This window comes from Cellulomonas sp. P4_D11 (assembly GCF_056401915.1).
Genome location: NZ_JBFUIK010000001.1, coordinates 215,330 through 240,203 on the forward strand (window position 1 = coordinate 215,330; position 24,874 = coordinate 240,203).

Genomic DNA, 24,874 nt, shown 5'->3' on the forward strand with positions numbered 1-24,874 from the left:
GCGTCGACCGTACGATGCGAGGACTCGACCACGAAGGAGCACGCGATGCCGGACCCCGCGCAGCTGCTCCTCGTCGAGGACGACCGGCAGCTCGCCTCGATGCTCGAGCAGATCCTGGTGGGCGAGGGGTACCAGGTCGACGTCGCCCGGGACGGGCAGCGCGGGCTGCACCTCGGCCTGACCCGCACCTACGACGTCATCGTGCTCGACCGGGGGCTGCCCGCCATCGAGGGCCTCGACCTGCTGGGCCGGCTGCGGTCGAAGGGTGTGGTCACGCCGGCGCTGGTGCTGTCGGCGCTCGGCAACCCCGCCGACCGGGTGGCCGGGCTGGATGCGGGCGCCGAGGACTACATGAGCAAGCCGTTCGACGTCGACGAGCTCGCGGCGCGGCTCCGCGCGCTCCGGCGACGACGGTACGAGCACGCGGCGAGCCTGCCCGTCCCGGCGGGGACGCTCGACGTGGGTACGCGCCAGGTCACGCTCACCTCCGGCGAGCTCGTCGACCTGTCGGAGCGCGAGTGCTCGCTGCTCGAGCTGCTCGCCCGGCACCCCCGGCAGGTGTTCACGCGCGCGGAGATCCTGGACCGGGTGTTCGCCGAGGCCGAGGACGGTGGCGTCGTCGACACCTACGTGTACTACGTGCGCCGCAAGCTCGGCCGCGCGAGCATCGCGACCGTCCGGGGCGCGGGGTACCGGCTGGGGGCTGGGTGAGCACCGAGACCGCCACCGGGGCCGAGCGCGACGCCCTGCGACGCACCGCACGTCGCCTCGGCGTGCAGACGGCGCTCCTGGTCCTCGGGTGCCTGGTCGTCGTCGGGGCGGCGGTGCTCCTCGTGGTCGCCCGCGCCCAGGCCGAGTCGGCGACGTCCCGGCTCGAGGGTGCCGTGCACTCGATCGACGACGCCCACGACGCCCCGCCCGGCATGTGGGTCGCCGTTGCGTCGCCACGCGGACTGTCCACCTCGGACGACCTGCCGGACGGCCTCCCGGACCTCGACGTGATGCGCCAGGTCGCCCAGACCGGCGAGGATATGTGGACCACGGCACCGACCGACGCGGGCACGGTCCGGGTGCTCACCGGCCGCCACGACCAGACCGTCGTGCAAGCGGCGCTGGACCCCGCCGAGTCGCGCGAGGAGCTGGCGAGGCTCCTGGTGGCGCTGCTGGTCGCGGGCGCCCTCGGTGTCGTGCTCGCCGGACTGGGCGCCGTGTGGCTGACCCGCCGGGCCGTCGAGCCGATGGTGGCCGCGCTCGACCTGCAGCGGCGGTTCGTCGCCGACGCGAGCCACGAGCTCCGCACCCCGCTCACCCTGCTCGCGACCCGGGCCCAGCTGCTGGACCGGCACATGAGCGCGGACTGGGGCGGCGCGTCGCCCGAGCGGGTCCAGCACGACGTCGACGGGCTGCTCGCCGATGCGGCGTCGCTCACGGCGGTCCTCGACGACATGCTGCTCGCGGCCGACGCGCGATCGGTCGACGCGGTTCCCGTCGAGGCCGTCGCTCTCGCCCAGGAGGTGGTCGAGGCCGCCCGGGCGACCGCGCTCCAGCGCGGGATCCAGCTCGCACGGGACGGCGACCCGGCCGCGCTCGCGCTCGCCTCGCCGGTCGCGCTGCGCCGCGCGGTGACCGCGTTGGTCGACAACGCCATCGACCACGCGACCACGACGGTCGACGTCGTCGTGCTGGCCCGTGACGGGCGCGTGGTGGTGCAGGTGCGGGACGACGGGCCCGGGCTCCCCGAGGGCGAGCGCCTGTTCCAGCGGTTCGCCTCGCACCGGGGCGCCGCGTCGACCCCGGGCGGGGCCGAGAGCGTCCGTCGGCACTACGGCATCGGTCTGGCCCTCGTCGCCGAGGTCGCGGCGCAGCACGGCGGCACGGTGTCGGCGGCGTCGCGCGACGACGGCCGTCCCGGCGCGGTCATCACGCTGGAGCTGCCTGCAGCCCTGTGAGCACCTCGCCGTCGGCGCGGACGGCGACGACCGCGGCGGCGCCGTGGTCGTACGCCCAGGCGACCCCCTCGACCCCGAGCGCGAGGACGCAGGTGGCCAGGACGTCGGCGGTGGTGAGGTCCGCCGCGACCACGGTCGCGGCGAGCAGCCCCGTCGCCGGCTCACCCGTGCGGCCGTCCCAGACGTGCTCGCCGCGCTCGTACGTGCCGGACGTCGCGACGGCCCCGTCCCGCACCTCGAGGACCGTGAGGAACGCGTGCGGGTCGCCGGGGTCGCGCACGCCGACGTTCCAGCCCCTCCCGGGCTCCGGCTCGCCGCGCACGACGACGTCGCCGCCCGCGTTGAGGCAGAACGTGGTCAGCCCGGCGGCAATCAGCGTGTCCGCCGCACGCTGGGCCGCCCAGCCCTTGACCACGCCGTCCGTGTCGAGCGAGCCGTCCGGCCGGCGCACCCGGAACGCGCCGCCGGACGCCGCCTCGTAGCGAGCGGCGATGCCGAGCACCTCGCGCAGGTCGGCGCTCGGTTCGGCACACTCACCGCGGTCGTAGCTGCTCACCTCGCTGTCGGGGCGAAACCGGCTGAACCGTCGGTCGGCGTCGTGCATGTGGTCGAAGGCCGCGCGCACGGCGTCCCGCACGAGCGCGTCGTCGCCGTGGCGCACGTCCACGGACATCGGGACGCCCATCACCAGCTCCAGGTGGCGCACGGTCAGCCCGCCTGGTCGATGGCGGCCTGCACCGACTCGGCGTAGGCCTCCGACGTGTAGGTGGCGCCCGAGACCGTGTCGATCTGCGCCGACTGGGCGGCGATCACCTCCTGGGCGAGGATCGGCGTCGCGCGGGCGTTGATCTGCACGCTCTCGCGGTGGTCCGACGGCGACTGCAGGGTCTGGACGTCGGTGATCTGGCCCGCGGTGAACGTCACCGACACCTGGACGGGTCCGTACCGGGTCTGCACCGACGAGCCGACGACCGTCACGGTGTCGTTGGTGGTCGTCGCCGCGCCGGAGTCGGTGCTGGTCGCGCCCGACGCCGCGTCGGAGGTCGACGATCCCGACGAGGCGCCGGCGTCCGAGGACGAGGACGAGGACGGCGACGTCGACGTGTCGGCGCCCGAGGCGGTGGCCGGCGGCGCGAGGACGGTGAACTTGGCGAACCCCGCCGCCCCCATCGCGGCCACGGCCCCGGTGTAGATCAGGGTTCCCCGCCAGCGCGTCGTCATGACTCGATCTCCTCTCGGTGGATGGCTGTGCGCGGCACGCCCAGCGCCCTGGCCGAGCGCACGACGGCGTCCGTCATGGCCGGCGGACCGCAGACGAAGACGTCGCGCGAGGCGATGTCGGGCACGAGCGCGCGCAGGTGCGGCGCGTCGAGCGGGTCGTAACCGAGCTGGGCACGCCGACCGGGGACGGGCACGTACTGCAGGCCCGGGGACGGCGTGAACTCGGCGGCCAGCGCCAGCCCGGCGGTGTCGTGCGCCCGGTGGACGACGACGAGCTGGTGCCCCTGGACGAGCAGGTCCTCCGCGAGCGCGCGCACGGGCCCGACGCCCGCACCGCCGGCGACCAGGAGGGCCTTGCGGGTGGTGGCGCGGTCCGCGGTGAAGCGCCCGAACGGCCCCTCGACCTGCACGCGGGTGCCGGGCGCGAGCTGTGCGACCGCCGACGAGTGGTCCCCCAGGGCGCCGATCGTGAACCGCAGGTGGTCCCCGGTGGGCACCATCGACAGCGAGTACGGGTGGGCGGTCGCGCGGTGTCCCGGCGTGAGGAACCGCAGCAGGAAGAACTGACCGCCGCGCGCGCCGAGGGACGCCACCCCGCGCCCCTCCAGCCACAGGCTGGCCAGCCCGCGCCCCTCGGGCACGACGGCCGAGACCCGCAGCGCCAACCGACGGTGCGCCAGGAGCGGCAACGCGACCCGCCAGGTCAGCAACGCCGCGGCGGTCCCGGCGTACAGCAGGATCCAGAGCCCCCGCGCGACGGGCGAGTCGACGAAGTGGGCGCCGCCGGCCACCTGGTGGGCGAACGCGAGGAACACCCCGACGTAGATCGTGAGGTGGACCGCGAACCAGACCTCGTAGGAGAGCTTCTGGCGGGCCAGCCGGGCGCTGGACGCTCCGACGGCGACGAACAGGACCGTCCCGATCAGCGCCGGCCACAGGTACGGCTGCCGGGCAAGCACGCTCGGCACCTCGGACCACACCGTCACGCCGTCGAGCAGCGCGCCCCCGACGATCATCAGCGCGACGTGCGTGAGCACCAGCAGGACGACAGACGTGCCGAGCGAGCGGTGCCAGGCGACCAGCCGGTCGAAGCCGACCGCCCGCTCGAACCACGGGACGCGGCCGACCAGGAGCAGCTGTGCGCAGACGAGGTAGGACGCGAGCAGCCCGGCCAGCTCTCCGAGCGCCGTCAGCGCCCCGCCCGGTGTCGCCCCGGCCGTCGCATCCGTCCCGGTCCACCAGAACAGCAGCACGGCGACCACGCCGAGCCACAGCACGGGCAGGACCCCGCCCCGTGCGCGGACGGGCGCCGGTGCGGCGATCGGTGCGATCGCCGGTGCTTCCCAGGTGGTCGTGGCCATGTCACAGATCCTGGCGGCGCGATCTCAGAGATTTCTCCGAGCTTCCTGTCAGCCCGCTGTGCGGGCCGGGAGCGCGTTCAGCGGTGCGCGTACCGCCGCACGAAGGCCTCGAGGATCAGCGGCGGTGCCCAGACGTCGGCCGCTCGGACCCGCGCAATCACCTCGTCGTACTCCCCCGGCCGGTAGTAGCCGTAGTCGCGGTAGACCCCGATCCGCGTGACGATGCCGGCCAGGTCGAGCTCGGGGTGGAACTGCGTGGCGTACAGGTTCTCGCGCACGCGGAACATCTGGACGGGGCAGGTCGGCGACGAGGCGAGCAGGACCGCGTCGGCCGGCAGCACCCGGCACGCCTCCTTGTGCCCGACGAACGCGTCGAAGGACTCGGGCAGCGCGGCGAGCAGCGGGTCCGCGCGGCCCGCGTCGGTGAGCGTGATCGTCACCGCGCCGATCGGCTCGGCGTACGTGCCGTCGATCACCGCACCCTGGTGCACGCCCAGCGTGCCCACGCCGTAGCAGGCGCCCAGGAACGGCAGGTCGCGGTCGACGACGTCGTCGAGCAGCCTCGACACCTCGGCCTCCACGCGGCGCTGCACCGCCGACTTCTCCTCCTCGGGCTTGCTCGCGTCGTACGGGCTGCCGCCGACGATGATGCCGTCGTACCGGTCGAGGTCGACGGGCAGGAACGGCGCCGCCTCCATGCGGACCTGCTCCAGCTCGTCCGCCCGCAGGCCGCCGAACCGCAGGAACGCCGCGTGCTCCCCGTCGGCGGCGACGTCCTCGGCGCGCGAGCTCAGGAGCAGGAACCGGGTCATCGCGCCACGGACACCCGGCTGGCGTCGTCCGGACCCAGCATCCACCGGATCGAGCGGGTCGCCACCGCCCCACCCGCCCGCGCGGCGGCGGCCCCGGCGCGGCCGGGGCGGCGCAGCCCGAGGAGCTCGAACGACCACGGCGGCATCGAGGCGACGGCCGCGCGCGCGAGCAACGTGTAGCCGGGCCGCAGGGTCCGCGGGACGGGCGGCTCGTGCAGCAGGAAGTCGGCGGCCTCGCGCGCGGCGGTCGATGGTCCGAGCTCGGGCCGGAACTCGGCCAGCGCCTTCGCCAGCTCGGCCACCGACTCCGGCACCCGCTCCGCGCCGAGCGCGATCGCGACGCCCGCCGCCTGCGCGACGTACTCGTCGGCACCCGCCGCGTCGAGCGGCCGCTGGCCGTAGGCGCGATGTGTCCGCAGGAAGCTGTCGACCTCGGCCACGTGCACCCAGCGCAGCAGCGTCGGGTCGCCCGCGAAGTACTCGAGGCCGGCGTCGGTGACTCCACGGATGCGCTCGTGCACCCAGCGGACCCGGTCGATCGCCGCGGTCGCGTCGTCGATGGTGCCGAACGTGGTCACGGCCAAGAAGGTGCTGGTCCGCGCGAGCCTGCCCCACGGGTCGCCGCGGTAGCCGGAGTGCGCGGCGACCGCGGCCATCGCGGCCGGGTGCAGCGACTGCAGCAGCAGCGCCCGCATGCCTCCGACGAACATCGACGCGTCGCCGTGCACGGTCCGGATGGCCGAGCCGGGCGGGTACCAGCGGGGCCCGGGCGTGCCGTGGATCCGCTCGCGGCTGGCCAGCCCGTCCGGACCGGCGACGCGCAGGAACAGGCTCGTGCCCGCTCTGTCCCGCATCGCGGCGAGGCTCTGCACCATGGGTCCTCCCGTTCGGCGCTCCCTGCCTGTCCGATGGTAGGTCGACCCTGTGCTGGACGCGCCCTGCGGGCCATGCTGGCGACCATGACGACCCTGACCCACATCGGCGGACCGACCGTGCTGATCGAGATCGACGGCTGGCGGCTGCTCACCGACCCCACGTTCGAGGCGCCCGGGCGCGGGTACTCGTTCGGCTGGGGCACCCACGGCACCAAGGTCGCGGGACCGTCGGTGGGCCTGGCAGACGTCGGCCCGATCGACGCGGTCCTGCTCACCCACGACCAGCACGCGGACAACCTCGACGACGCCGGCCGGGCGCTCCTGCCGTCCGTCGGCACGGTCCTGACCACCGTCCCGGCCGCCCGACGCCTGGGCGGCAACGCCGTCGGGCTCGAGCCGTGGCGCACCACGACCCTCGAGGACGGCGAGCGCCCGTCGCTCACCGTGACCGCCACCCCCGGCCGCCACGGACCGCCCCTCACCCGGTCCATCGTCGGCGACGTCACGGGGTTCGCGGTCCGGCGGTCGGGTGCCGACGAGGTGGCCGTGTGGGTCTCCGGCGACACCGTCATGTTCGAGGGTCTGCGCGAGGTCGCGCGCCGGCTGACCGTCGACGTGGCCGTGCTGCACCTCGGCGCGGTCCAGTTCGGGGTCACCGGGCCGGTCCGGTTCACGTTCAGCGCGCGCGAGGGCGTCGAGATGGTCAACCTGCTGAAGCCGCGCGTGGTTGTCCCGGTGCACTACGAGGGCTGGTCGCACTTCCGGCAGGGCCGGTCCGAGATCGAGCCCGCACTGGCGGCCACGCATGCGGAGGTCCGCTGGCTGGAGATCGGTCGGCCGACGGAGGTCGGCTGATCAGGTGATCTCCGCGCGTCCTGGCGCTGGAGCTGACGTCAGGCCCCGGCCCGGACCATCTCGACGCCGCGGTTGGCCAGCTGGTCGGCCCGCTCGTTGCCCGGGTCTCCCGCGTGGCCCTTCACCCAGACCCAGGTGACCGTGTGCCGCGCGACCTCGGCGTCGAGGGCCTCCCAGAGCTCCTGATTTTTCACCGGCTTCTTGTCCCCAGTCCGCCAGCCGTTGCGCTTCCAGCCGGCGATCCACTTGGTCACGCCGTTCATCACGTACTGCGAGTCGACGTGCAGCGTCACGTCGCACGGCCGGGTCAGCGCCCGGAGGCCCTCGATGACCGCGGTGAGCTCCATGCGGTTGTTGGTGGTCAGCGGCTCGCCGCCGAAGAGCTCGCGCTCGTGCTCGCCGTACCGCATCCACGCGCCCCAGCCGCCGACCCCCGGGTTGCCCTTGCACGCGCCGTCGGTCCACATCTCCACGGTCGGTCGGTCGCTCACGGCCACACCATAGGGCCACGCCATGGTCACGGCGGCGTGGGACCATGCACGCACCATGAGCACCTTGGCCGACCGCATCCCCGCCGATCCCACGGACCCCGACGCGCTGTACGAGGCGTTCACGGGCTGGGCCGGCGACCAGGGCCTGACCCTCTACCCGCACCAGGACGAGGCCCTGCTGGAGCTGGTGACCGGCGCGCACGTGATCCTGTCCACGCCGACGGGCTCGGGCAAGTCGCTCGTCGCGGTCGCCGCACACTTCGTCGCCCTGGCCCAGGGGCGCCGGACGTACTACACGGCGCCCCTGAAGGCGCTGGTCAGCGAGAAGTTCTTCGCCCTGGTCGAGGCGTTCGGGTCGGCCAACGTCGGCATGATGACCGGCGACTCCGCGGTGAACCCGGGCGCCCCGATCATCTGCTGCACCGCCGAGATCCTGGCCAACGTAGCCCTGCGCGACGGCGACGACGCCGACGTGGGCCAGGTCGTCATGGACGAGTTCCACTTCTACGCCGACCCGCAGCGCGGCTGGGCGTGGCAGGTGCCGCTGCTGGAGCTCACCAGGGTCCAGTTCGTGCTCATGTCCGCGACGCTGGGCGAGGTCGGGTTCTTCGCCGAGGACCTCACGCGTCGGACCCACCAGCCCGTCGCCGTCATCGCCAACGCCGAGCGGCCCGTGCCCCTGACGTTCAGCTACGCGATCGAGCCGCTGCACGAGCTGCTCGACGAGCTGGTCAAGACACGCCGCGCCCCCGTGTACGTCGTGCACTTCACGCAGAAGGAGGCCGTCGAGCGGGCGCAGTCCCTCCTGTCGACGCCGCTGGCCAGCCGCGAGCAGCGCGACCGGATCGCCGACGAGATCGCGGGGTTCCGCTTCGGTCCCGGGTTCGGGCGCACCCTCAACCGTCTGCTCCGGCACGGGGTCGGCGTGCACCACGCGGGGATGCTCCCCAAGTACCGGCGGGTGGTCGAGCGGCTGACCCAGAAGGGTCTGCTGCCGGTCGTCTGCGGCACGGACACCCTCGGCGTCGGGATCAACGTGCCCATCCGGACCGTGCTGCTCACCAGCCTGGTCAAGTACGACGGCGTCCGGATGCGGCACCTGTCCGCGCGCGAGTTCCACCAGATCGCCGGGCGCGCCGGGCGGGCCGGCTTCGACACCGTCGGCGAGGTCATCGTCCTGGCGCCTGAGCACGTGATCGAGAACCGCAAGCTGCTCGAGAAGGCGGGCGACGACCCCCGCAAGCTCAGGAAGATCGTCCGCAAGAAGGCCCCGGAGGGCCAGGTCAACTGGACGGACAGCACGTTCGAACGGCTTCGCGACGCCTCGCCCGAGCCGCTGACCAGCAGCTTCGCCGTCTCGCATGCCATGGTGCTCAACGTGCTGGCCCGGCAGGCGAACGGAATCGACTCGGTCGCCGCCATGACGAAGCTGCTCACGGACAACCACGAGCCGCCGGGGGCGCAGGGCAAGCACGTCCGCCGGGCCATCGCCGTCTACCGCTCGCTGCGCGCGGCCGGCGTGATCGAGCGCCCGTGGGTCGAGGACCCGACCGCTCCCCACGGCCGGCGCCGGGCCGTGCGGCTCACCGCCGAGCTGGCGCCGAACTTCGCGCTCAACCAGGCCCTGTCGCCGTTCGCGTACGCCGCCCTCGACCTCCTCGACCGCGACGACCCCGCCTACGCGCACGACGTCGTCTCGGTCATCGAGGCCACCCTCGACGACCCCCGTCAGGTGCTCGCCGCGCAGGAGAACCGCGCGCGGGGCGAGGCCGTCGCGCAGATGAAGGCCGACGGGCTCGAGTACGACCAGCGGATGGCCCTGCTCGAGGACGTCGGCTACCCGAAGCCCCTCGCGGAGCTCCTCGAGGCCATGTTCGCCACCTACCGCCAGACGAACCCGTGGGTCGCGGACCTCGCCCTGTCCCCCAAGTCCGTGGTCCGGGACATGCACGAGCGCGCGATGAGCTTCGCCGAGTACGTCGCCTACTACCAGCTCGACCGCACCGAGGGCGTGCTGCTGCGGTACCTCGCCGACGCCTACCGGGCCCTGCGCCAGACGGTTCCCGAGGAGGCCCGCACCGAGGAGCTGTGGGAGATCATCGAGTGGCTGGGCGACCTCGTGCGCCGCACGGACTCCAGCCTGCTCGACGAGTGGGAGCGGCTCAGCAACCCGCTGGACGAGCACGGCGCCGACGCCCCCGGCGGCATCGACGAGGACGTCCCCGAGCCGATCACCGCCAACCCGCGCGTGTTCCGCGCCCTGGTCCGCGGCGCCCTGTTCCGCCGGGTCGAGCTGGCCGCGCGCGAGTTCTACGGCGGCCTCGCGCAGCTGGGCGACGTCGACACCGACGACGTCCCGTGGGACGCCGACCGCTGGCGGGCCGCGCTGGACCCCTTCTACGACGACCACGACGAGATCCTCACGGGCGCACCGGCCCGCGGGCCGGCGCTGTTCCAGGTCACCCCCGGCCGCGGCACGTGGCAGGTCCGCCAGCTGCTCGACGACCCCGAGGACGACCACGACTGGCGCATCGACGCGGTCGTCGACCTCGCGGGCTCGGACGAGACCGGCGAGGTCCAGCTCCGGATCACCGCCGTGGGTCCGCTGGGGGATCTGGCAGGCTGAACCATGGCCACGTGGGACGACGTGCGGCGCGAGGTCGCGGACCTGCCCGAGACCTCCGAGGGGCCGGGGCCGGGCTGGGGCGTGCGTGGCAAGCCGCTCGCCTGGGACCGGCCGCTGCGCGCGAAGGATCTCGAGGCGCTCGGCTCGTCGGCACCGCGGGGCCCGATCCTGTGCGCGCGCGTGCCCGGCCTGGAGGCCAAGGACGAGCTGATCGCCCGGCTGCCGGACGTCTACTTCACGACGCCGCACTTCCACGGCTACCCGGCGATCCTCGTGCGCCTCGACGTCATCGACGTGCCCGAGCTGCGCGACCTGCTGACGGAGGCGTGGCTGGCGCAGGCGCCGAAGCGGCTGGCCGCCCGGTGGCTCGCGGAGCATCCCGACGGTCCCGCCTGAGACGGCACCCGGCCGGCCCGGTGGGCGCGTTACCGTTCGCGCATGGCGACAGACCCGCAGGACCAGACGACCGAGCCGCCCGCGCGGCGGACCCGGTCGCCGCGCTTCGTCTTCCTCATCTGCCTGGTCGCAGCGCTCGCGTCGTCGTTCCTGCTGCAGAACCTGCTCGCGCTCGTGGTCGCCGTGGTCCTGGTCGTCACCGCGATGGTGCTCCAGGCTCGCGGCAAGAACCCCGCCACCTGGTTCGCCGCGGGCTCGGGCGTCGCGGCCGGGACGCTGATCTTCCTCGTCGCGATCTTCGTCCTCGGCCAGTAGGCCTCAGTGCCCGTAGGCCGCCATCATGCGGTCGGACGGCACGATCTGCTTGCCCAGCGGGAACAGCGAGATGGGCACCATCTTCCAGTTCGCCAGCGCCAGCGGGATGCCGATGATCGTGATCGCCTGCGCGATGCCGGTGACGATGTGCCCGAGCGCCAGCCACCAGCCCGCGACGATCACCCAGATGATGTTGCCGATCACCGAGAACGCGCCTGCCGTCGGCTTGTCGACGACCGTGCGCCCGAACGGCCACAGCGCGTAGCTCGCCATCCGGAACGACGCGATGCCGAACGGGATCGTGATGATGAGGATGCAGCAGATGATCCCGGCGACCACGTAGCCGAGGGCGAGCCAGAGCCCGGCGAGCACGAGCCAGATGAGGTTCAGCAGGGTCTTCACGACGCCAGCGTGCACCCTGCGCGACCGCGGGCGATATCCGGGACCACCCTGACCGGCCCCTAGGGTGGTTGCGTGGCGAAGAAGGAGCATGCCCCCACCGGCACCCAGGCGCTCGTCGCACTGACGGCGGCGGGCGTGCCGCACACGGCGCACGCGTACGAGCACGACCCCGCGAGCACCCTCGGGTACGGGCTCGAGGCCGCCGCCGCGCTCGGCGTGCCGGCCGAGCAGGTGTTCAAGACGCTCATGACCGTGGTGGACGGCACGCTCACGGTCGCGGTCGTGCCGGTCACCGGTCAGCTGGACCTCAAGGCGCTCGCGCACGCGGTCGGCGGCAAGAAGGCGTCCATGGCCGCGAAGCCCGAGGCGGAGCGCGCGACCGGGTACGTGGTCGGCGGCATCTCGCCGCTGGGCCAGCGCACGGCGCACCCGACCGTCGTGGACGAGACCGCCTGGCTGTTCGACACCGTCCTGGTCTCCGGCGGACGCCGCGGCCTCGACGTCGAGCTCGCGCCCGACGACCTGGTCCGGCTCACCGCGGCGACGGTCGCGGACATCGCGCGGAGCTGACCGCCGGTAGGTTCTGCGGCATGGGCGACGACGCGGCTGACCGGCTCACCCTCGCCGGCCGGCTGGCGGACGTGCGGCGGCGGGTGGCCTCCGCCGCGTCCGTGGCCGGCCGCGACCCGCACGACGTCCGGCTGCTCCTGGCGACCAAGACGCAGCCCGCGTCGCTGGTGCGGGCCGCGCTCGACGCGGACCGCGAGGCCCGCGCCGCCGACCCGACGCTGACCGCGGTGCTGGTCGGCGAGAACAGGGTGCAGGAGCTCGTCGCCAAGGGTCCGGAGCTCGCCGGGCTGGCGGGTCTCCACCTCATCGGGCCGCTGCAGTCCAACAAGGTCAACGCCGCCCTGCGCTGGGCGTCGTGCATCGAGTCGGTGGCCTCGCTTGACCTGGCGGAGCGGCTGTCGGCGCGCGCGACCGACCCGCTCGACGTCCATCTCCAGGTGAACGTGTCGGGCGAGGAGTCGAAGCACGGCGTGGCGCCGGGCGACGCCGTCGCGCTCGCGCACGGGGTCGCGGCACTGCCCAGGCTGCGCGTGGCGGGTCTGATGACCGTGGGCGCGCGGTCCGACGACGACGGCGTGGTCCGGGCCGGCTACGCGCTGCTGCGGTCGCTGCGGGACGAGATCGTCGCGGCGGGGACTCAGACGGCGACGGAGCTGTCCATGGGGATGAGCGGGGACCTCGAGCTCGCGATCGCCGAGGGCGCCACGCTGGTGCGGGTCGGGAGCGCGGTCTTCGGCGCGCGCCCGACGTGACCGCCGCGCAGCAGCACCACCTGCGCGGTCCGGACGGAGGCACGACGCCGGGTGCTCGCGAGCTCGCGGGCGTGCAGCACGGTGAGGCGGCGCAGCTGGCGGTCCAGATCGAGGTCCATGTCTCTCCTTCGTCGCGGGTCAGGAGCACGCGGCCGGTCGCCTGATACGTCCCGGGGTGACAAGTTCGCTTGACACGGTCGCCAATGTCAAGCACGCTTGTCACGTCAAGCACCCTTGACACCTGACGACGACGGAGGCGCGGCTCGTGACGGACACGCTCGACACCCTGCACACCCTGGACGTCCCCGCGGTGACCGCGGCTGTCCTCGTGCTCGCGGCGGCGACGCTCGTCGCCCTCGACCCGCTGCTCGGTCGACGCCAGCACCGGCGGCTCGTCGGCGACCTCGACGCCGCCGCGGACGATGCTGCGCGGGACGTGGTGCGGCGGCGCTTCTACCGGAGCTGGACGTGGCAGGGCTGGCTCGCGGGAGCGACCGCGATCGCCCTGGTGCTCGCGCTGCCGGGCGTCGGCATCGCTGACCTGGGGCTCCGCCTGCCCGACCTCGGCCGCCTGGTCCCGGGCGGTGCCTCCGACGACGCCGTGGCCATGCTGGTAGGTGCCGCGGTCGGGCTGGCGCTGTCGGCCGGCGCTCTCGCACTGATCCTGCGACGGTCCGCGGCCGGGCACCGTCCGACGGTCGCCACCGTCGAGGTCATGCTCCCGACCTCCCCGGCGGCCCGCCGCGGCTGGGCCGGCCTCGCCCTCTCCGCCGGCGTGACCGAGGAGATCACGTACCGCGGGCTGCTCGTGCTCGCCCTGGCCGTGGGCCTGCCGGCACTGGGTCACGGCGCGGTCGTCGCCGTCGCCGCGGCGCTCTTCGGGCTCGCCCACTGGTACCAGGGGCGCCTCGGCATGGTGGCCACGGGCGCGCTCGGCGCCGTGTTCGCCCAGCTGTACCTCGCGACGGGCAGCCTGCTGCTGCCGATCGTCCTGCACCTGCTGGTCGACCTCCGGCCGCTGCTGACCCGCGCCCCCGCCGTCGCGTCGCCCGTGTCCGTCGGCTCCCGATGAGGAACGACATCCGTCGGCTGCGCGAGGAGGCCGGCCTCTCCCAGGCCGCGCTCGCCGAGGCGCTCGCCGTCTCACGGCAGACCGTCAACTCGCTCGAGAACGGCCGCTACGACCCCTCCCTGCCGCTGGCGTTCGCCGTGGCCCGCTACTTCCGCACCACGATCGAGGAGATCTTCCATGACGACGTCTGAGCCCGAGAGCACCCGACGGACGCCACAGCGGACGCTGTCCGACCGCCGGTTCCTGGTCGCCTGCGCGTGCGGGCTCGTCGCCGTGGGCGTGCTCTGGCTGGTGTTCACGCTGGCCGGCCAGAGCGACACCGCCGCGGGCGCGCTCGTCGGCGGCGTCGCCGTGATCGCGCTCGCCGCCGTGGTGCGGTGGCGCGCGCGGCGCCGGGGACCGTCCGCCGACGGGGGCTTCGGCCGCACCGTCCTGGGGACCGCCGACGAGCGCGACCGGACGATCCTCACGGCCTCGCTCGCCTGGGTGGGCCTGGCCGCGTTCCTCGCCAACGCGCTCGGCCTCGCGGCAGTGGCGCTCGGTGCCGACGGGTCGACCGTGATCGGCGCCATCGAGGCCGCGCTCCTCGTCGTCCTCGTCACGGCGTTCCTGGTGCTCTCCCGCCGACTCTGACGAGAGGATGTGCCCATGGACGACGAGCGGGACGGCCGGTTCCCCCGGTGGGTGTACGGGGCGGGCACGGAACCCGACGCGCGGTTCTCCCTGGCGAACGAGCGGACGTTCCTCGCCTGGATCCGCACCTCGCTGGCCCTGCTCGCCGGCGGCGTGGCGCTCGAGGCCCTCGACCTGCCGGTCCAGCCCGACCTGCGGTTCGCGGCGGCCATGGTGCTCGTCGCGATCGGCGTCGTCGCGCCGGTGCTCGCCTGGTTCGGCTGGGCCCGCGCGGAGCGCTCCGTGCGCACCGGCACACCGCTGCCCGCACCGTCGGCCTTCGGCCTGCTGGTCATCGGGGTGTGCGTGGCGGGCGGGCTCGTGCTCGTCGGCCTGGCGCTGGCATGACCGACGCGGCGCCGACGACGCTGGCCGTCGAGCGCACGCACCTCGCGTGGCGTCGCACGTCGCTGGGGCTCTTCGGCGGCGGGATCGCGGCGGCCCACCTGCTCCAGCAGTACGTCGGCGCCTCGGCGTGGAGCATCGCGGGGATCGGGCTGGTCGCCGCCGTCGCGCTGGCCATCACCTCGCACCGACGCCATCTCGTCGGGCGTCACGTACCGCCGGGCGGCCGCCTCGTGACCGCGTGCGCGCTCTCGCTCGTCGTGATGGGGATCGCCGCCGTGGCGTTCGTGCTCCTCCACGGCGCCTGAGTCACGGCACCCGCGCGGTCCACCCCGGGTCGGCGAACTTGGTCCGCATCAGCTCGCCGGCCCGCTCCAGCTCCTCCGGGCGCAGCGTGCCGTCGACGGTCGGGTAGCGGCTGCGGAAGTGCGCGGCGAACGCGGCGATCACGGCCTCGCGCGGCAGCTGGGTCTGCGAGCGCACCGGGTCCACGCGCTTGTTCGCGCTCGTCGTCCCCTTGTCGGACAGCTTCTCGCGGCCGATCCGGAGCACCTCGAGCATCTTGTCGGCGTCGATGTCGTAGGACATGGTCACGTGGTGCAGCACCGCGCCGCCCACCATCCGCTTCTGCGCGGACCCCGCCAGCTTGCCCGCCGGTGAGGCGATGTCGTTCAGGCCGCTGGTGAAGGCCTGCACGCCGACGTCCGCGAGCGCTCCCAGCACCCACTGGTTGAGAAACCCGTAGGACTCCTCGAACGTCATGCCGTCCACCAGGGAGGCCGGGACCACCAGCGAGAACGTGATGCAGTTGCCCGCCTCCATGAACATCGCCCCGCCGCCGGAGATCCGCCGGACCACCGTGATGCCGTAGCGCTCGGTGGCCTCCAGGTCGACCTCGTTGCGCAGCGACTGGAACGACCCGATGATCACGGCCGGCTCCACCCACTCCCAGAACCGCAGCGTCGGGCCGCGCCGGCCGGCGGTCAGCTCCTCGGTCAGCACCTGGTCGAGCGCGGTGTGCAGCGCGGGCGGCAGCGGACCCGGATGGATCAGCTCGAACGTGTGGTCGGTCCAGGCGGTCGACAGCCCCAGCGCCCGCCGCACCGCCACGGCCACCGCGTGCGCGTCGAAGCCGACCATGGTGACCGGCTGCTCCTCGTGCGCGAGCGCCGAGGTCACGGCATCGGCCAACCGGCTGACCGGCGCGTCCCGGGGCAGACCGTCGAGCGCCGACGAGAGCACCTCGAGCGCCTCGTCTGGCTCGAGGAAGAAGTCCCCGCTCACGCTGACGCCGCTCAGCAGCCCGTCCACCACGTCGAGGTCGACCGCGACGAGCTTGCCGCCGGGAACCTTGTACTCACCGTGCACGGGCCCAGCGTAGGTGCATGGGCCAGGCCACGTGGGTCGTCAGCCCAGCGCCTGCACGGCCGACTGCGCCCGGCCCTGGACCATCGCCGAGAGGCTGGCCGGGTCGCCGAGCGTCGCCAGCGCCGCGTCCTGGTCGCCCGTCGCGAGCGACTCGGCGGTCCAGGTGACGATGGTGTTGCCGACGAGCATGTGGCCGCGGTACGTGGGCTGCGTCGTGCCCTCGGCGGCGTGCGTGATCTCCTGCACGATCGACGGATAGACGCCCTGGCCCTCGATGGCGGGCTCCGCGGTCCAGGTCGCGCCGTCGACGCCCGCGTTCACCTGGCTGTACTTGGGGCACGCGTCGACCGTGGTCACCAGCGCGCGGAACGCCTCGCGCGCGGCGGCCGGGTCGGGCAGCAGGACGATCTCCTGGTCGAACGTGAACGCGGTGTTCCCCCACATGCGGGTGTCGTACCAGGTGGGCGGCTGCTGAACGACCGTCACCGCGGTCACGCACTGCTCCGGCTCGATGTTCGATCCGACCGGGAGGCCCCAGGTCCCCGTGGTGATCAGCGGCTGCACTCCCGGCTTCGCGGCGGGGACGTCGGTGACGAGCTCCTCCGGCGTGACGAACAACCCGGTGGCCGTCGTGGCGTCGAAGACCGCGTCCGCACCGGGCGGCCCGACGGAGGCCGACGGTGGCGGTGTGCTCGGCGCCGTCGTCTCCGACGGCGTCACCGTGACGGTCTCGGTCGGCGTCGGCTCCGTCTCCACGGGCTGCCAGGGCTGCGCCACCAGGACGGTGACGACGGCGATCGCGAGCACCGCGACCAGCAGCCACCACCACCCGCGGCGCGACCGACCGGGTGCCCCTGCCGGCGGCTCGTCCCCGGGACCCGGGACCACGGGCTGCGGCACACTGCCGGACACGACCGCTCCTTCTCACGTCGGCGGCCGCACTGCAGCGGCCGTTGGTCCGAGGCTAAGCCGCTGCGGCCGACTGTGCAGGGATGAACTTCAGCGCGGCACGACGCCGCGGTTGCGCAACCCCCAGATGGCGGAGTCGGTGAGCGCCTCCCACGACGCCTCGAGCAGGTTGGGACCCACTCCGACGGTGCTCCACGACCGCTGGCCGTCGGTCATCTCGATGAGGACGCGGGTGACCGCGTCGGTCCCGTGCATCGAGTCGAGGATGCGCACCTTGAAGTCGATGAGCTCGAAGTCCTCGAGCTCCGGGTACACCCGGACCAGCGCGAGCCGCAGCGCGTGGTCGAGCGCGTTCACCGGGCCGTTGCCCTCGCCGGTGCTGACGATCCGCTCCCCGCCCGCGTGCAGCTTGACCGTGGCCTCCGCGGTCGCGGGGGTGCCCCGGCCGCCGCTGCGCTCGACGATGGTCCGCCACGACTCGACGCGGAAGTACTGCGGCCGCTGGCCGTCGATCTCCTCGAGCAGGAGCAGCTCGAAGGACGCGTCCGCCGCCTCGTAGGTGTAGCCGTTCGCCTCGGCGTCCTTGACCCGGTCCGTCACGCGGCCCAGGAGCTCCGGGCGGCCGGACAGGTCGAACCCGAGCTCGCGGCCCTTGAGCTCGATCGACGCGCGGCCGGCCATGTCGGAGATCAGCATGCGCATGTCGTTGCCGACGTTGGCCGGGTCCGTGTGCTGGTAGAGGTCGGGATCCACCTTGATGGCCGACGCGTGGATGCCGGCCTTGTGCGCGAACGCGCTGGCGCCCACGTACGGCGACCGGGCGAACGGCGAGATGTTCGTGATCTCGCTGATCGCGTGCGCGATGCGCGTGAGCTCGCCGAGCCCGCCCGGCAGGCCCTCGTCGACCTTGAGCACGGGCAGCCCGTACTTCAGCTGCAGGTTGGCGACGACCGCCAGCAGGTCGGCGTTGCCGGTGCGCTCGCCGTACCCGTTGACCGTCCCCTGCACGTGGGTGCAGCCGGCCTCGACGGCGGCCAGGGTGTTGGCGACAGCGCAGCCGGAGTCGTTGTGCGCGTGGATCCCCAGGACGGCGTCGGGCCCGACGGCGCCGCGGATCTCGTGCACGATCTCGGCCACCCACGTGGGCACCATGCCGCCGTTGGTGTCGCACAGCGCGACCACCTCGGCGCCGGCCTCGAAGCCGGCGAGGACGGCCGCGCGCGAGTACGCCGGGTCGAAGCGGTAGCCGTCGAAGAAGTGCTCCGCGTCCACCACCACCCGGCGGCCCTCGCGCACCAGGAACGCCACGGTGTCCGCGATCATCGCGATGTTCTCGTCGCCGGTGGTGCGCAGCGCCCGCTCCGCGTGCCGGAGGTCGTGCTTGGCGACGAGCGCGACGACGGGTGCCTCGGAGTCCACGAGCGCACGGACCTGCGGGTCGTCGACCGCGCGCGTCCCGGCCTTGCGGGTGCTGCCGAAGGCCGCCAGCTCGGCGTTGCGGAAGTCCAGCTCCTTGGCGGCCCGCTTGAAGAACTCCGTGTCCTTGGGCACCGCGCCCGGCCAGCCGCCCTCGATGAAGCCCACGCCGAGCTCGTCGAGCAGCGGGGCGATGGCCAGCTTGTCGGAGACGGAGAGGTTGATCCCCTCCTGCTGGGCACCGTCGCGCAGGGTCGTGTCGTAGACCTGGAACGGGGTGCTGACGGGGACGGACACGATGGGCTCTCTTCGGTGCTGGGACGGGCGACGTCATTACTGCGGAGAACGATCCGCCGGCGGGGGTGTGCCGGTGCAGTCGACGGTAGTCGGGGCGGGGGTGGTGCTCCGACCAACAAAAAGACCCCCCGGGGTACGGGAGGTCTGCGCGTCAGCTGGTGGGCCGACGCGCTACTCGATAATGAGGAAGGAGCGGGTCACCCGTGCATCGTGGCACACGTCACCATCCGTGGTCACGCGTTCCACGCCTTGGACACAGTGCCCACGGCGTGGCTGCCCGACCACGCGTGTCCGAGGTGTCCGGTTCGCTACCGTGGACACGTGCCGTCACCGGCGGCGTGCAGGTGGGTCGACCTACCAGGAGGCAGCATGTCCACCCCTACTCCCCCTCCGGAGCGCCAGTCCGCCTACCCGCACTCGACACCGGCCCCGCCGCCGGCACCGTCGCCCGCCCCGCCGCCGCCAGTGTCGGACCCCACGGTCGTCTTCCCGGCGGCGCTGCAGCCCGCGCAGGTCCCGCCTGCAGCCGCTCCCGCGCCCGCACCGGCCCCCGCACCGTCCCGCCCGGCAGGTCCGTCCGTGGACGCCGGGCGCTACTGGGCCGGGGTCGTCGCGACGGCCCTGGTGGCGGCGCTCGTCGGCCTGGTCGGGGTCGTGATCGTCGACCAGATCCTCTCCATCGAGCTGGCCGTGAAGGACATCTTCGGCACCAACTCCACCGGGGCCGCCTACGTGGTCGGCGCCGCCGTCTTCGCGGTGCTCGCCGGTGGGCTGCTGCACCTGCTGGTACTCACCACGCCGAAGCCCAAGGCGTTCTTCGGCTGGATCATGTTCCTCGGCACCCTCACGGCCGCGCTCCTGCCGCTCACCTGGACCGACGTCCTCGAGTCGTCGATCTCGGCGGGCATCGTGAACGCGCTCATCGGCATCGCGATCTGGTCGCTGCTCGTCGGCGTCCTGGGTCGGACGCTGCGCCCGGGGTCGTCGGTCGACTGACTCCCGTCAGCCGATCAGCTCGGCCGCGAGCGCCCGGACCACCGGCCACGCGGCGTCCGCCGTCGTGCCGACGACCGTCACGGTGAGCCCGTCGGCCGGGTCGTGCAGGCTCCGGAACGAGACTCCGGCGTCGTAGCCGTCGAGCTGGACCACGTCCTTGGTGGGGTGCACCCAGAACCCCAGGCCGTAGCGCCGGTCGTCCTCGGGCGCCTTGCTGCGGGGCCGGACCATCTCGGCGACCGACTCCTTGCTCACGATCGCGCCCGCGAAGAGCGCGGTCCAGAACCGGTGCACGTCCGCGCCCGTGGTGTAGATCCCCCCGTCCCCCGTACCGAGCACCGGCAGGTGAAACACGTTGGTCCGCCACTCGCCGTCCATCTCCACGTAGCCGAGGGCCGCACGGCCCGGCAGCGCGTCCGACCGCAGGAAGTCGGTGTCGGCCAGGCCGGCCGGCGCGCAGACGCGCTGCCGGACCAGGTCGTGGAACGGCACCCCGGAGGCACGCTCCGCCAGGAGGGCGAGCACGACGTACCCGCCGTTGCAGTAGAAGAACCGCTCCCCCGCGACGAACGACGTCGGGAAGCCGTCGAGGACCGCGAGGAACTGCTCCGTCGTCGCCAGCTCCTGCACCGGGACCGGCATCGCGTACGCGCTGATCGGGGTGTCGTCGTCCTCGTCGAGGTAGTCGCCGATGCCCGACCGGTGCGCGAGCAGGTGCTCGACCGTGACGTCGTCGGCGATCAGCGGCAGGTCGGTGCCGAGCAGCGAGCGCGCGGTCGTGCCCAGCGAGAGCGTGCCGTCCTCGACGAGGCTCATCACGGCGAGCGCGGTCATGGCCTTGGACCCGCTCGCGATCGCCACCTGGGAGTCCGGCGTCATGGCGATGCCGTGCCGCCGGTCCGCCAGGCCGTACGCGGCGGAGAGCTCCGTCGTGCCGGCGCGGTCGACCCGCACCACGCCCGCGAAGCCGGTCTCGGTCGCGATGCGGTCGACGTCCTCCTCGAGCGACATCAGACGAGGCGGTGCAGCCAACCGTGCCGGTCGGTGGCCCGCCCGTACTGGATGTCCGTCAGCTCCGCGCGGATGCGCGTGGTGACCGGTCCGGCCTCGCCGTCCCCGACCGTGAGGTCGAAGTCGTCGCTGGCCATGCGGCCGATGGGCGTCATGACGGCGGCCGTCCCGCACGCGAAGACCTCGCGCACCGAGCCGTCGGCCAGGCCCGCCTGGAGCTCGGCCAGCGGGATCGGGCGCTCCGACACCTCGTGCCCCGCGTCCGTCAGCAGCCGCAGGATCGACATGCGCGTCACGCCCTCGAGGATCGACCCCGAGACGGGCGGCGTGGCCACCGAGCCGTCCGCGTAGACGACGAAGACGTTCATCCCGCCGAGCTCCTCCAGCTGGGTGTTCGTCGACGCGTCGAGGAAGCAGACCTGCTCGAAGCCCTTGGCGTACGCCTCCTGCTGCGGGAGCAGGCTCGCGGCGTAGTTGCCGCCGCACTTGGCGGCACCGGTGCCCCCCGCGCCAGCGCGGTGGTACTCCTGGTCGACCCAGATGGACACCGGGCGCACGCCGCCCGCGAAGTACGGGCCCACGGGCGACGCGATGACGAGGAACTCCGCCTCCAGCGACGGCCGCACCCCGAGGAAGCTCTCCGACGCGTACATGAACGGGCGCAGGTAGAGGCTGGTCTCCTCGCCGGACGGCACCCACGCCCGGTCCGTCGCGACGAGCGCGTGGATGGCGCCGAGGAAGTCCGCCTCGGACAGCTCCGGCAGCGCCAGGCGTCGGGCCGACCGCGCGAACCGCGCGGCGTTGGCGCGCGGGCGGAACGTCCACACCGAGCCGTCGGCGTGCCGGTACGCCTTCATGCCCTCGAAGATCTCCTGCGCGTAGTGCAGGACCGCGGTCGCGGGGTCGAGCAGGAGGGGGCCGTACTTCTCGATGCGGCGACCGGTCCAGCCGCTCTCCTGCGAGTACGAGATGCGGGCCATGTGCTCGGTGAACACCGTGCCGAACTTCGGCGACGCCAGCGCGGCCTCGCGCTGCTCGTCGGGGACGGGGGTGTCCGTGCGCGTCACCTCGAAGAGGTCGGCAGAGGTGGGGGTGGTCGTGGGGTTCGTCGTAGTGCTCATCTGCGGGGGCCTTTCACCAGAGTCAGGTTTGACGGTACCGGTGAGGACGGCCGGGTGGATATCCGAGGGCTCTCCCCCGGACCTGGATCAGCCGGCGATGCGCGCGGCGAGGTCCTTGCCCACCTCGGCCGTCGACCGTACTCGCTCGGCCTGGCCGCGCTCCGCGATGTCGTCGGCGACCGCCTTCTCCACGCGCGCGGCCTCGTCGGCGAGGCCCAGGTGCTCGAGCAGGAGGGCGACCGACAGCACCGTGGCGGTCGGGTCGGCCTTGCCCTGGCCCGCGATGTCCGGGGCGGAGCCGTGCACGGGCTCGAACATGCTCGGCGCCGTGCGGTCCGGGTTGATGTTCGCCGAGGCCGCCAGGCCGATGCCGCCGGTGATCGCGGCGGCGAGGTCCGTGAGGATGTCGCCGAAGAGGTTGTCGGTGACGATCACGTCGAACCGCGACGGGTTGGTGACCAGGAAGATGGTCGCCGCGTCCACGTGCAGGTAGTCGACGGTCACGTCGGGGAACTCCGCGTTCACGGCCTCGACCGTGCGACGCCACAGGTGACCGGCGTGCACGAGCACGTTGTGCTTGTGCACCAGCGTGAGCTTCTTGCGCGGGCGGGCCGCGGCACGGGCGAACGCGTCGCGGACCACACGCTCGACGCCGAACGCCGTGTTCACGGACACCTCGTTGGCGACCTCGTGCGGGGTGCCGACGCGGATCGCGCCGCCGTTGCCGACGTACGGGCCCTCGGTGCCCTCGCGGACCACCACGAAGTCGATCTCGCCGGGGTTCGCCAGCGGAGAGGCGACGCCGGGGTACAGGCGGCTCGGGCGCAGGTTGACGTAGTGGTCCAGCGCGAAGCGCAGCTTGAGCAGCAGCCCGCGCTCGAGCACGCCCGACGGGACGCTCGGGTCGCCGATGGCGCCGAGCAGGATGGCGTCGTGCGCGCGGATCGCGTCGAGGTCGGTGTCCGTCAGCGTCTCGCCCGTGGCGTGCCAGCGGCGCGCGCCGAGGTCGAAGTCGGTCGTCGACACCGTGACGGACCCGCCGTGCAGAGCGGTGTCGAGGGCCAGCAGGCCCTGCTCGACGACCTCCGTGCCGATGCCGTCACCGGCGACGACAGCGAGGCGGATGTCCCTTGCGGAGGAGGTGTCGACCATGGATCGAGCCTAGACCCCGTCCCACCGCTCGGGACGGATGTCTCACAGTGCGGTCAGTCGACCGCGGGGGTCGGGCCGCTCGTCGGGTAGATCAGCTCGAAGCGCTCGAGGAGCACGTCGGTGCTCGGGGAGAACCCGTCCCCCAGCACCCGGCGCCACGACTCCTCGTGGTGCGTCCGCCAGAACTCCAGCGACCCGTCGCCCTCCGCCTCGGCGGCGGCGTGGTCCGCGTCGACCTGGTCGAACGGCACCACGGCGACCTCCGTCGTGCGCAGCAGCGCCCGGGGGGTTCCCGCGTCGTCCACCACGATCGACAGGTCACCCACGCGCGGGAGCTCCAGGCCGACCTGCTCGAGCTCGGCCACGGCCAACGCGTGCGCCGTGCGCCGGCCGTCGAGCACCCGGGCCAACAGCTCCGCCGCCTCGGCGTCGTCGCCGTACGACCACGACGGCGGGGGGACCACGTCCTCGGGCGACTCACCGAGCACGCTGTCCAGCTTGCCGAACCCCACGTGCCCTCGGGCCGCCTGCCAGAACGCGGCGATGCGCACGTCCTCGACCGCGCCCTCGACGCCCTCCACCTGCTCGTCGGTCATCGTCGTCCCTCCGTCGTCGTGCGCCCATCCTTGCGTACGCGCAGCCCAGCGGCACATCCCCGCCGCCGAGGGACGGCGCGCCGCGACACGGACGTGGGTCCGGCACACGACGACGCGAGCGCACGTCCTCGTGCTGAGCACACGTGCTCAGCAGCTCGGCCGGCGGCCGAACGCAGGACGGCACCCCCGGCCGGGGCCAGGGTGCCGTCCGGGGAGGTCGCGTCAGCGCGCCGCGCTGCCCTCGACGTAGTCGGTCTCCGACGGCTTCACCCAGGCGAACAGCTTGCGCAGCTCGCGGCCGACGGGCTCGATCGGGTGGTTCTGGCCCTTCTCGCGCAGGGCCTTGAACTCCGGCGCGCCGGCGTCCTGGTCGGTGATGAAGCGCTCGGCGAAGGCACCCGACTGGATGTCCCCGAGGACCGCCTGCATGTTCGCCTTCACGTCGGGCGTGATGACGCGCGGGCCGGACACGTAGTCGCCGTACTCGGCGGTGTCGGACACGGACCAGCGCTGCTTGGTGATGCCGCCCTCGAAGATGAGGTCGACGATCAGCTTGAGCTCGTGCAGGACCTCGAAGTACGCGACCTCGGGCTGGTAGCCGGCCTCGGTGAGGGTCTCGAAGCCGTACTGGATCAGCTGCGAGACGCCGCCGCACAGGACGGCCTGCTCGCCGAAGAGGTCGGTCTCGGTCTCCTCGGTGAACGTGGTCTTGATGCCGGCTGCGCGCAGGCCGCCGATCGCCTTGGCGTAGGACAGCGCCAGGTCCCAGGCGGAGCCCGAGGCGTCCTGCTCGACGGCGACGATGACCGGCACGCCGCGCCCGTCGACGTACTCGCGACGGACCAGGTGACCCGGGCCCTTGGGCGCGACCATGAGGACGTCGTGGCCCGCGGCGGGCTTGATGTAGCCGAAGCGGATGTTGAAGCCGTGTCCGAAGACGAGCGCGGCGCCATCCTTCAGGTTGGGCTCGATCTCCTCGCGGTACACGATGCGCTGGACCTGGTCGGGCGCCAGGATGACGACGACGTCGGCCTCGCGGACCGCGTCGGCCACCGAGGCGACCTTGAGGCCCTGGTTCTCGGCCTTGGCACGCGACGCGGAACCCTCGCGCAGGCCGACGGTCACGTCGACGCCGGAGTCGCGCAGGTTCAGGCTGTGCGCATGCCCCTGGCTGCCGTACCCGACGACGGCGACCTTCTTGGACTGGATGATCGACAGGTCGGCGTCGTCGTCGTAGAACAGCTCGGCCACGATGGGTCTCCTCGGTGTGTGTTTCTGCAGTGGTGAAAAGTCG

29 protein-coding genes are annotated in these 24,874 nt (G+C 73.2%); 14 read left to right on the forward strand and 15 right to left on the reverse strand.

Going from position 1 to position 24,874, the window contains the following annotated elements; genetic code table 11:
• The first annotated feature begins 45 nt into the window (after window positions 1-45).
• Together AC1DT4_RS00995 and AC1DT4_RS01000 are read left to right on the forward strand one after the other, a co-directional pair.
• The gene (locus tag AC1DT4_RS00995; RefSeq protein WP_477087893.1) at window positions 46-711 is read left to right on the forward strand and encodes a response regulator transcription factor; all 666 of its coding nucleotides are present in this window, start codon (window positions 46-48) and stop codon (window positions 709-711) included.
• A complete protein-coding gene (locus AC1DT4_RS01000; RefSeq protein ID WP_477087894.1) occupies window positions 708-1,949 on the forward strand; it encodes a sensor histidine kinase in 1,242 nt (413 codons plus the stop codon). The genes AC1DT4_RS00995 and AC1DT4_RS01000 overlap by 4 nt, the downstream gene beginning before the upstream one ends.
• On the opposite strand, the gene AC1DT4_RS01005 is transcribed toward AC1DT4_RS01000, so the two are convergent.
• The 5 genes from AC1DT4_RS01005 to AC1DT4_RS01025 all read right to left on the reverse strand — a co-directional run bounded on the left by AC1DT4_RS01005 (window position 1,921) and on the right by AC1DT4_RS01025 (window position 6,218).
• Window positions 1,921-2,655, reverse strand: coding sequence for an FAD:protein FMN transferase (locus tag AC1DT4_RS01005; RefSeq protein ID WP_477087895.1), 735 nt, complete (start codon window positions 2,653-2,655; stop codon window positions 1,921-1,923). The two genes, AC1DT4_RS01000 and AC1DT4_RS01005, sit on opposite strands and share 29 nt — an antisense overlap.
• A 2-nt stretch (window positions 2,656-2,657) precedes the next feature.
• Entirely contained in the window at window positions 2,658-3,170 is a 513-nt protein-coding gene (locus AC1DT4_RS01010; protein WP_477087896.1) for an FMN-binding protein, read from the reverse strand.
• Entirely contained in the window at window positions 3,167-4,531 is a 1,365-nt protein-coding gene (locus AC1DT4_RS01015) for a ferredoxin reductase family protein (protein WP_477087897.1), read from the reverse strand. Before AC1DT4_RS01015 ends, AC1DT4_RS01010 begins: the two co-directional genes overlap by 4 nt.
• Before the next feature lie 77 nt (window positions 4,532-4,608).
• Window positions 4,609-5,343, reverse strand: a complete 735-nt coding sequence (locus AC1DT4_RS01020; RefSeq protein ID WP_477087898.1) for a glutamine amidotransferase — start codon at window positions 5,341-5,343, stop codon at window positions 4,609-4,611.
• On the reverse strand, window positions 5,340-6,218 hold the full coding sequence (locus AC1DT4_RS01025) for an oxygenase MpaB family protein (RefSeq protein ID WP_477087899.1): 879 nt from the start codon (window positions 6,216-6,218) through the stop codon (window positions 5,340-5,342). The genes AC1DT4_RS01020 and AC1DT4_RS01025 overlap by 4 nt, the downstream gene beginning before the upstream one ends.
• Window positions 6,219-6,302: 84 nt before the next feature.
• On the opposite strand from AC1DT4_RS01025, the gene AC1DT4_RS01030 reads away from it, so the two are divergent.
• Window positions 6,303-7,073, forward strand: a complete 771-nt coding sequence (locus AC1DT4_RS01030; protein ID WP_477087900.1) for an MBL fold metallo-hydrolase — start codon at window positions 6,303-6,305, stop codon at window positions 7,071-7,073.
• Window positions 7,074-7,111: 38 nt separating this feature from the next.
• Here the strand turns inward: AC1DT4_RS01030 and rnhA are convergent, their stop codons facing one another.
• Window positions 7,112-7,588 carry a ribonuclease HI gene (gene rnhA, locus AC1DT4_RS01035; protein WP_477087991.1) on the reverse strand — a complete coding sequence of 159 codons (477 nt, stop codon included), beginning with the start codon at window positions 7,586-7,588 and terminating at the stop codon, window positions 7,112-7,114.
• 31 nt (window positions 7,589-7,619) lie between these two features.
• Between rnhA and AC1DT4_RS01040 the strand changes: the two genes are divergently transcribed.
• From AC1DT4_RS01040 to AC1DT4_RS01050, 3 genes are read left to right on the forward strand one after another with little or no spacing between them, the layout of a single operon-like run.
• The gene (locus AC1DT4_RS01040) at window positions 7,620-10,190 is read left to right on the forward strand and encodes a DEAD/DEAH box helicase (protein WP_477087901.1); all 2,571 of its coding nucleotides are present in this window, start codon (window positions 7,620-7,622) and stop codon (window positions 10,188-10,190) included.
• Window positions 10,191-10,193: 3 nt separating this feature from the next.
• The gene (locus tag AC1DT4_RS01045; protein ID WP_477087902.1) at window positions 10,194-10,586 is read left to right on the forward strand and encodes an MmcQ/YjbR family DNA-binding protein; all 393 of its coding nucleotides are present in this window, start codon (window positions 10,194-10,196) and stop codon (window positions 10,584-10,586) included.
• A gap of 42 nt (window positions 10,587-10,628) precedes the next feature.
• Window positions 10,629-10,901: a hypothetical protein gene (locus AC1DT4_RS01050; RefSeq protein WP_477087903.1), complete on the forward strand. Its 273-nt coding sequence runs from the start codon at window positions 10,629-10,631 to the stop codon at window positions 10,899-10,901.
• A 3-nt stretch (window positions 10,902-10,904) separates the two neighbouring features.
• Here the strand turns inward: AC1DT4_RS01050 and AC1DT4_RS01055 are convergent, their stop codons facing one another.
• Window positions 10,905-11,303, reverse strand: coding sequence for a YccF domain-containing protein (locus AC1DT4_RS01055; protein ID WP_477087904.1), 399 nt, complete (start codon window positions 11,301-11,303; stop codon window positions 10,905-10,907).
• A gap of 72 nt (window positions 11,304-11,375) precedes the next feature.
• Here AC1DT4_RS01055 and ybaK point away from each other — a divergent pair, with 72 nt between their 5' ends.
• The 7 genes from ybaK (at window position 11,376) to AC1DT4_RS01090 (ending at window position 15,022) form a co-directional block, all read left to right on the forward strand.
• Window positions 11,376-11,873 carry a Cys-tRNA(Pro) deacylase gene (gene ybaK / locus AC1DT4_RS01060; RefSeq protein ID WP_477087905.1) on the forward strand — a complete coding sequence of 166 codons (498 nt, stop codon included), beginning with the start codon at window positions 11,376-11,378 and terminating at the stop codon, window positions 11,871-11,873.
• Between the two features lie 20 nt (window positions 11,874-11,893).
• Window positions 11,894-12,625, forward strand: coding sequence for a YggS family pyridoxal phosphate-dependent enzyme (locus AC1DT4_RS01065; protein ID WP_477087906.1), 732 nt, complete (start codon window positions 11,894-11,896; stop codon window positions 12,623-12,625).
• 265 nt (window positions 12,626-12,890) lie between these two features.
• A complete protein-coding gene (locus AC1DT4_RS01070) occupies window positions 12,891-13,697 on the forward strand; it encodes a CPBP family intramembrane glutamic endopeptidase (RefSeq protein WP_477087907.1) in 807 nt (268 codons plus the stop codon).
• Window positions 13,694-13,888 (forward strand): helix-turn-helix transcriptional regulator, encoded by a 195-nt coding sequence (locus AC1DT4_RS01075; RefSeq protein ID WP_477087908.1) that lies wholly within the window; start codon window positions 13,694-13,696, stop codon window positions 13,886-13,888. Before AC1DT4_RS01070 ends, AC1DT4_RS01075 begins: the two co-directional genes overlap by 4 nt.
• Complete coding sequence (locus tag AC1DT4_RS01080; RefSeq protein WP_477087909.1) at window positions 13,875-14,330, forward strand: hypothetical protein; 456 nt, start codon at window positions 13,875-13,877, stop codon at window positions 14,328-14,330. Before AC1DT4_RS01075 ends, AC1DT4_RS01080 begins: the two co-directional genes overlap by 14 nt.
• 15 nt (window positions 14,331-14,345) lie before the next feature.
• Window positions 14,346-14,717 (forward strand): YidH family protein, encoded by a 372-nt coding sequence (locus tag AC1DT4_RS01085; protein ID WP_477087910.1) that lies wholly within the window; start codon window positions 14,346-14,348, stop codon window positions 14,715-14,717.
• The gene (locus tag AC1DT4_RS01090; protein ID WP_477087911.1) at window positions 14,714-15,022 is read left to right on the forward strand and encodes a DUF202 domain-containing protein; all 309 of its coding nucleotides are present in this window, start codon (window positions 14,714-14,716) and stop codon (window positions 15,020-15,022) included. The genes AC1DT4_RS01085 and AC1DT4_RS01090 overlap by 4 nt, the downstream gene beginning before the upstream one ends.
• Window position 15,023: 1 nt before the next feature.
• Here the strand turns inward: AC1DT4_RS01090 and AC1DT4_RS01095 are convergent, their stop codons facing one another.
• From AC1DT4_RS01095 to cimA, 3 genes are all read right to left on the reverse strand, one after another.
• The gene (locus AC1DT4_RS01095; RefSeq protein ID WP_477087912.1) at window positions 15,024-16,082 is read right to left on the reverse strand and encodes a lipoate--protein ligase family protein; all 1,059 of its coding nucleotides are present in this window, start codon (window positions 16,080-16,082) and stop codon (window positions 15,024-15,026) included.
• A gap of 39 nt (window positions 16,083-16,121) precedes the next feature.
• Window positions 16,122-16,994: a hypothetical protein gene (locus AC1DT4_RS01100; protein ID WP_477087913.1), complete on the reverse strand. Its 873-nt coding sequence runs from the start codon at window positions 16,992-16,994 to the stop codon at window positions 16,122-16,124.
• 87 nt (window positions 16,995-17,081) lie between these two features.
• Window positions 17,082-18,704, reverse strand: coding sequence for a citramalate synthase (gene cimA / locus AC1DT4_RS01105; protein WP_477087914.1), 1,623 nt, complete (start codon window positions 18,702-18,704; stop codon window positions 17,082-17,084).
• A gap of 369 nt (window positions 18,705-19,073) precedes the next feature.
• Here cimA and AC1DT4_RS01110 point away from each other — a divergent pair, with 369 nt between their 5' ends.
• Window positions 19,074-19,700, forward strand: coding sequence for a hypothetical protein (locus tag AC1DT4_RS01110; protein ID WP_477087915.1), 627 nt, complete (start codon window positions 19,074-19,076; stop codon window positions 19,698-19,700).
• Window positions 19,701-19,706: 6 nt separating this feature from the next.
• On the opposite strand, the gene AC1DT4_RS01115 is transcribed toward AC1DT4_RS01110, so the two are convergent.
• From AC1DT4_RS01115 to ilvC, 5 genes are all read right to left on the reverse strand, one after another.
• On the reverse strand, window positions 19,707-20,711 hold the full coding sequence (locus AC1DT4_RS01115; RefSeq protein WP_477087916.1) for a serine hydrolase domain-containing protein: 1,005 nt from the start codon (window positions 20,709-20,711) through the stop codon (window positions 19,707-19,709).
• The gene (locus AC1DT4_RS01120) at window positions 20,711-21,832 is read right to left on the reverse strand and encodes a branched-chain amino acid aminotransferase (RefSeq protein WP_477087917.1); all 1,122 of its coding nucleotides are present in this window, start codon (window positions 21,830-21,832) and stop codon (window positions 20,711-20,713) included. Before AC1DT4_RS01120 ends, AC1DT4_RS01115 begins: the two co-directional genes overlap by 1 nt.
• 87 nt (window positions 21,833-21,919) lie before the next feature.
• Entirely contained in the window at window positions 21,920-22,984 is a 1,065-nt protein-coding gene (locus tag AC1DT4_RS01125; RefSeq protein WP_477087918.1) for a 3-isopropylmalate dehydrogenase, read from the reverse strand.
• Between the two features lie 53 nt (window positions 22,985-23,037).
• On the reverse strand, window positions 23,038-23,580 hold the full coding sequence (locus AC1DT4_RS01130) for an ASCH domain-containing protein (RefSeq protein ID WP_477087919.1): 543 nt from the start codon (window positions 23,578-23,580) through the stop codon (window positions 23,038-23,040).
• 222 nt (window positions 23,581-23,802) lie between these two features.
• Window positions 23,803-24,831, reverse strand: coding sequence for a ketol-acid reductoisomerase (gene ilvC, locus AC1DT4_RS01135; RefSeq protein WP_477087920.1), 1,029 nt, complete (start codon window positions 24,829-24,831; stop codon window positions 23,803-23,805).
• Window positions 24,832-24,874: the final 43 nt, after the last annotated feature.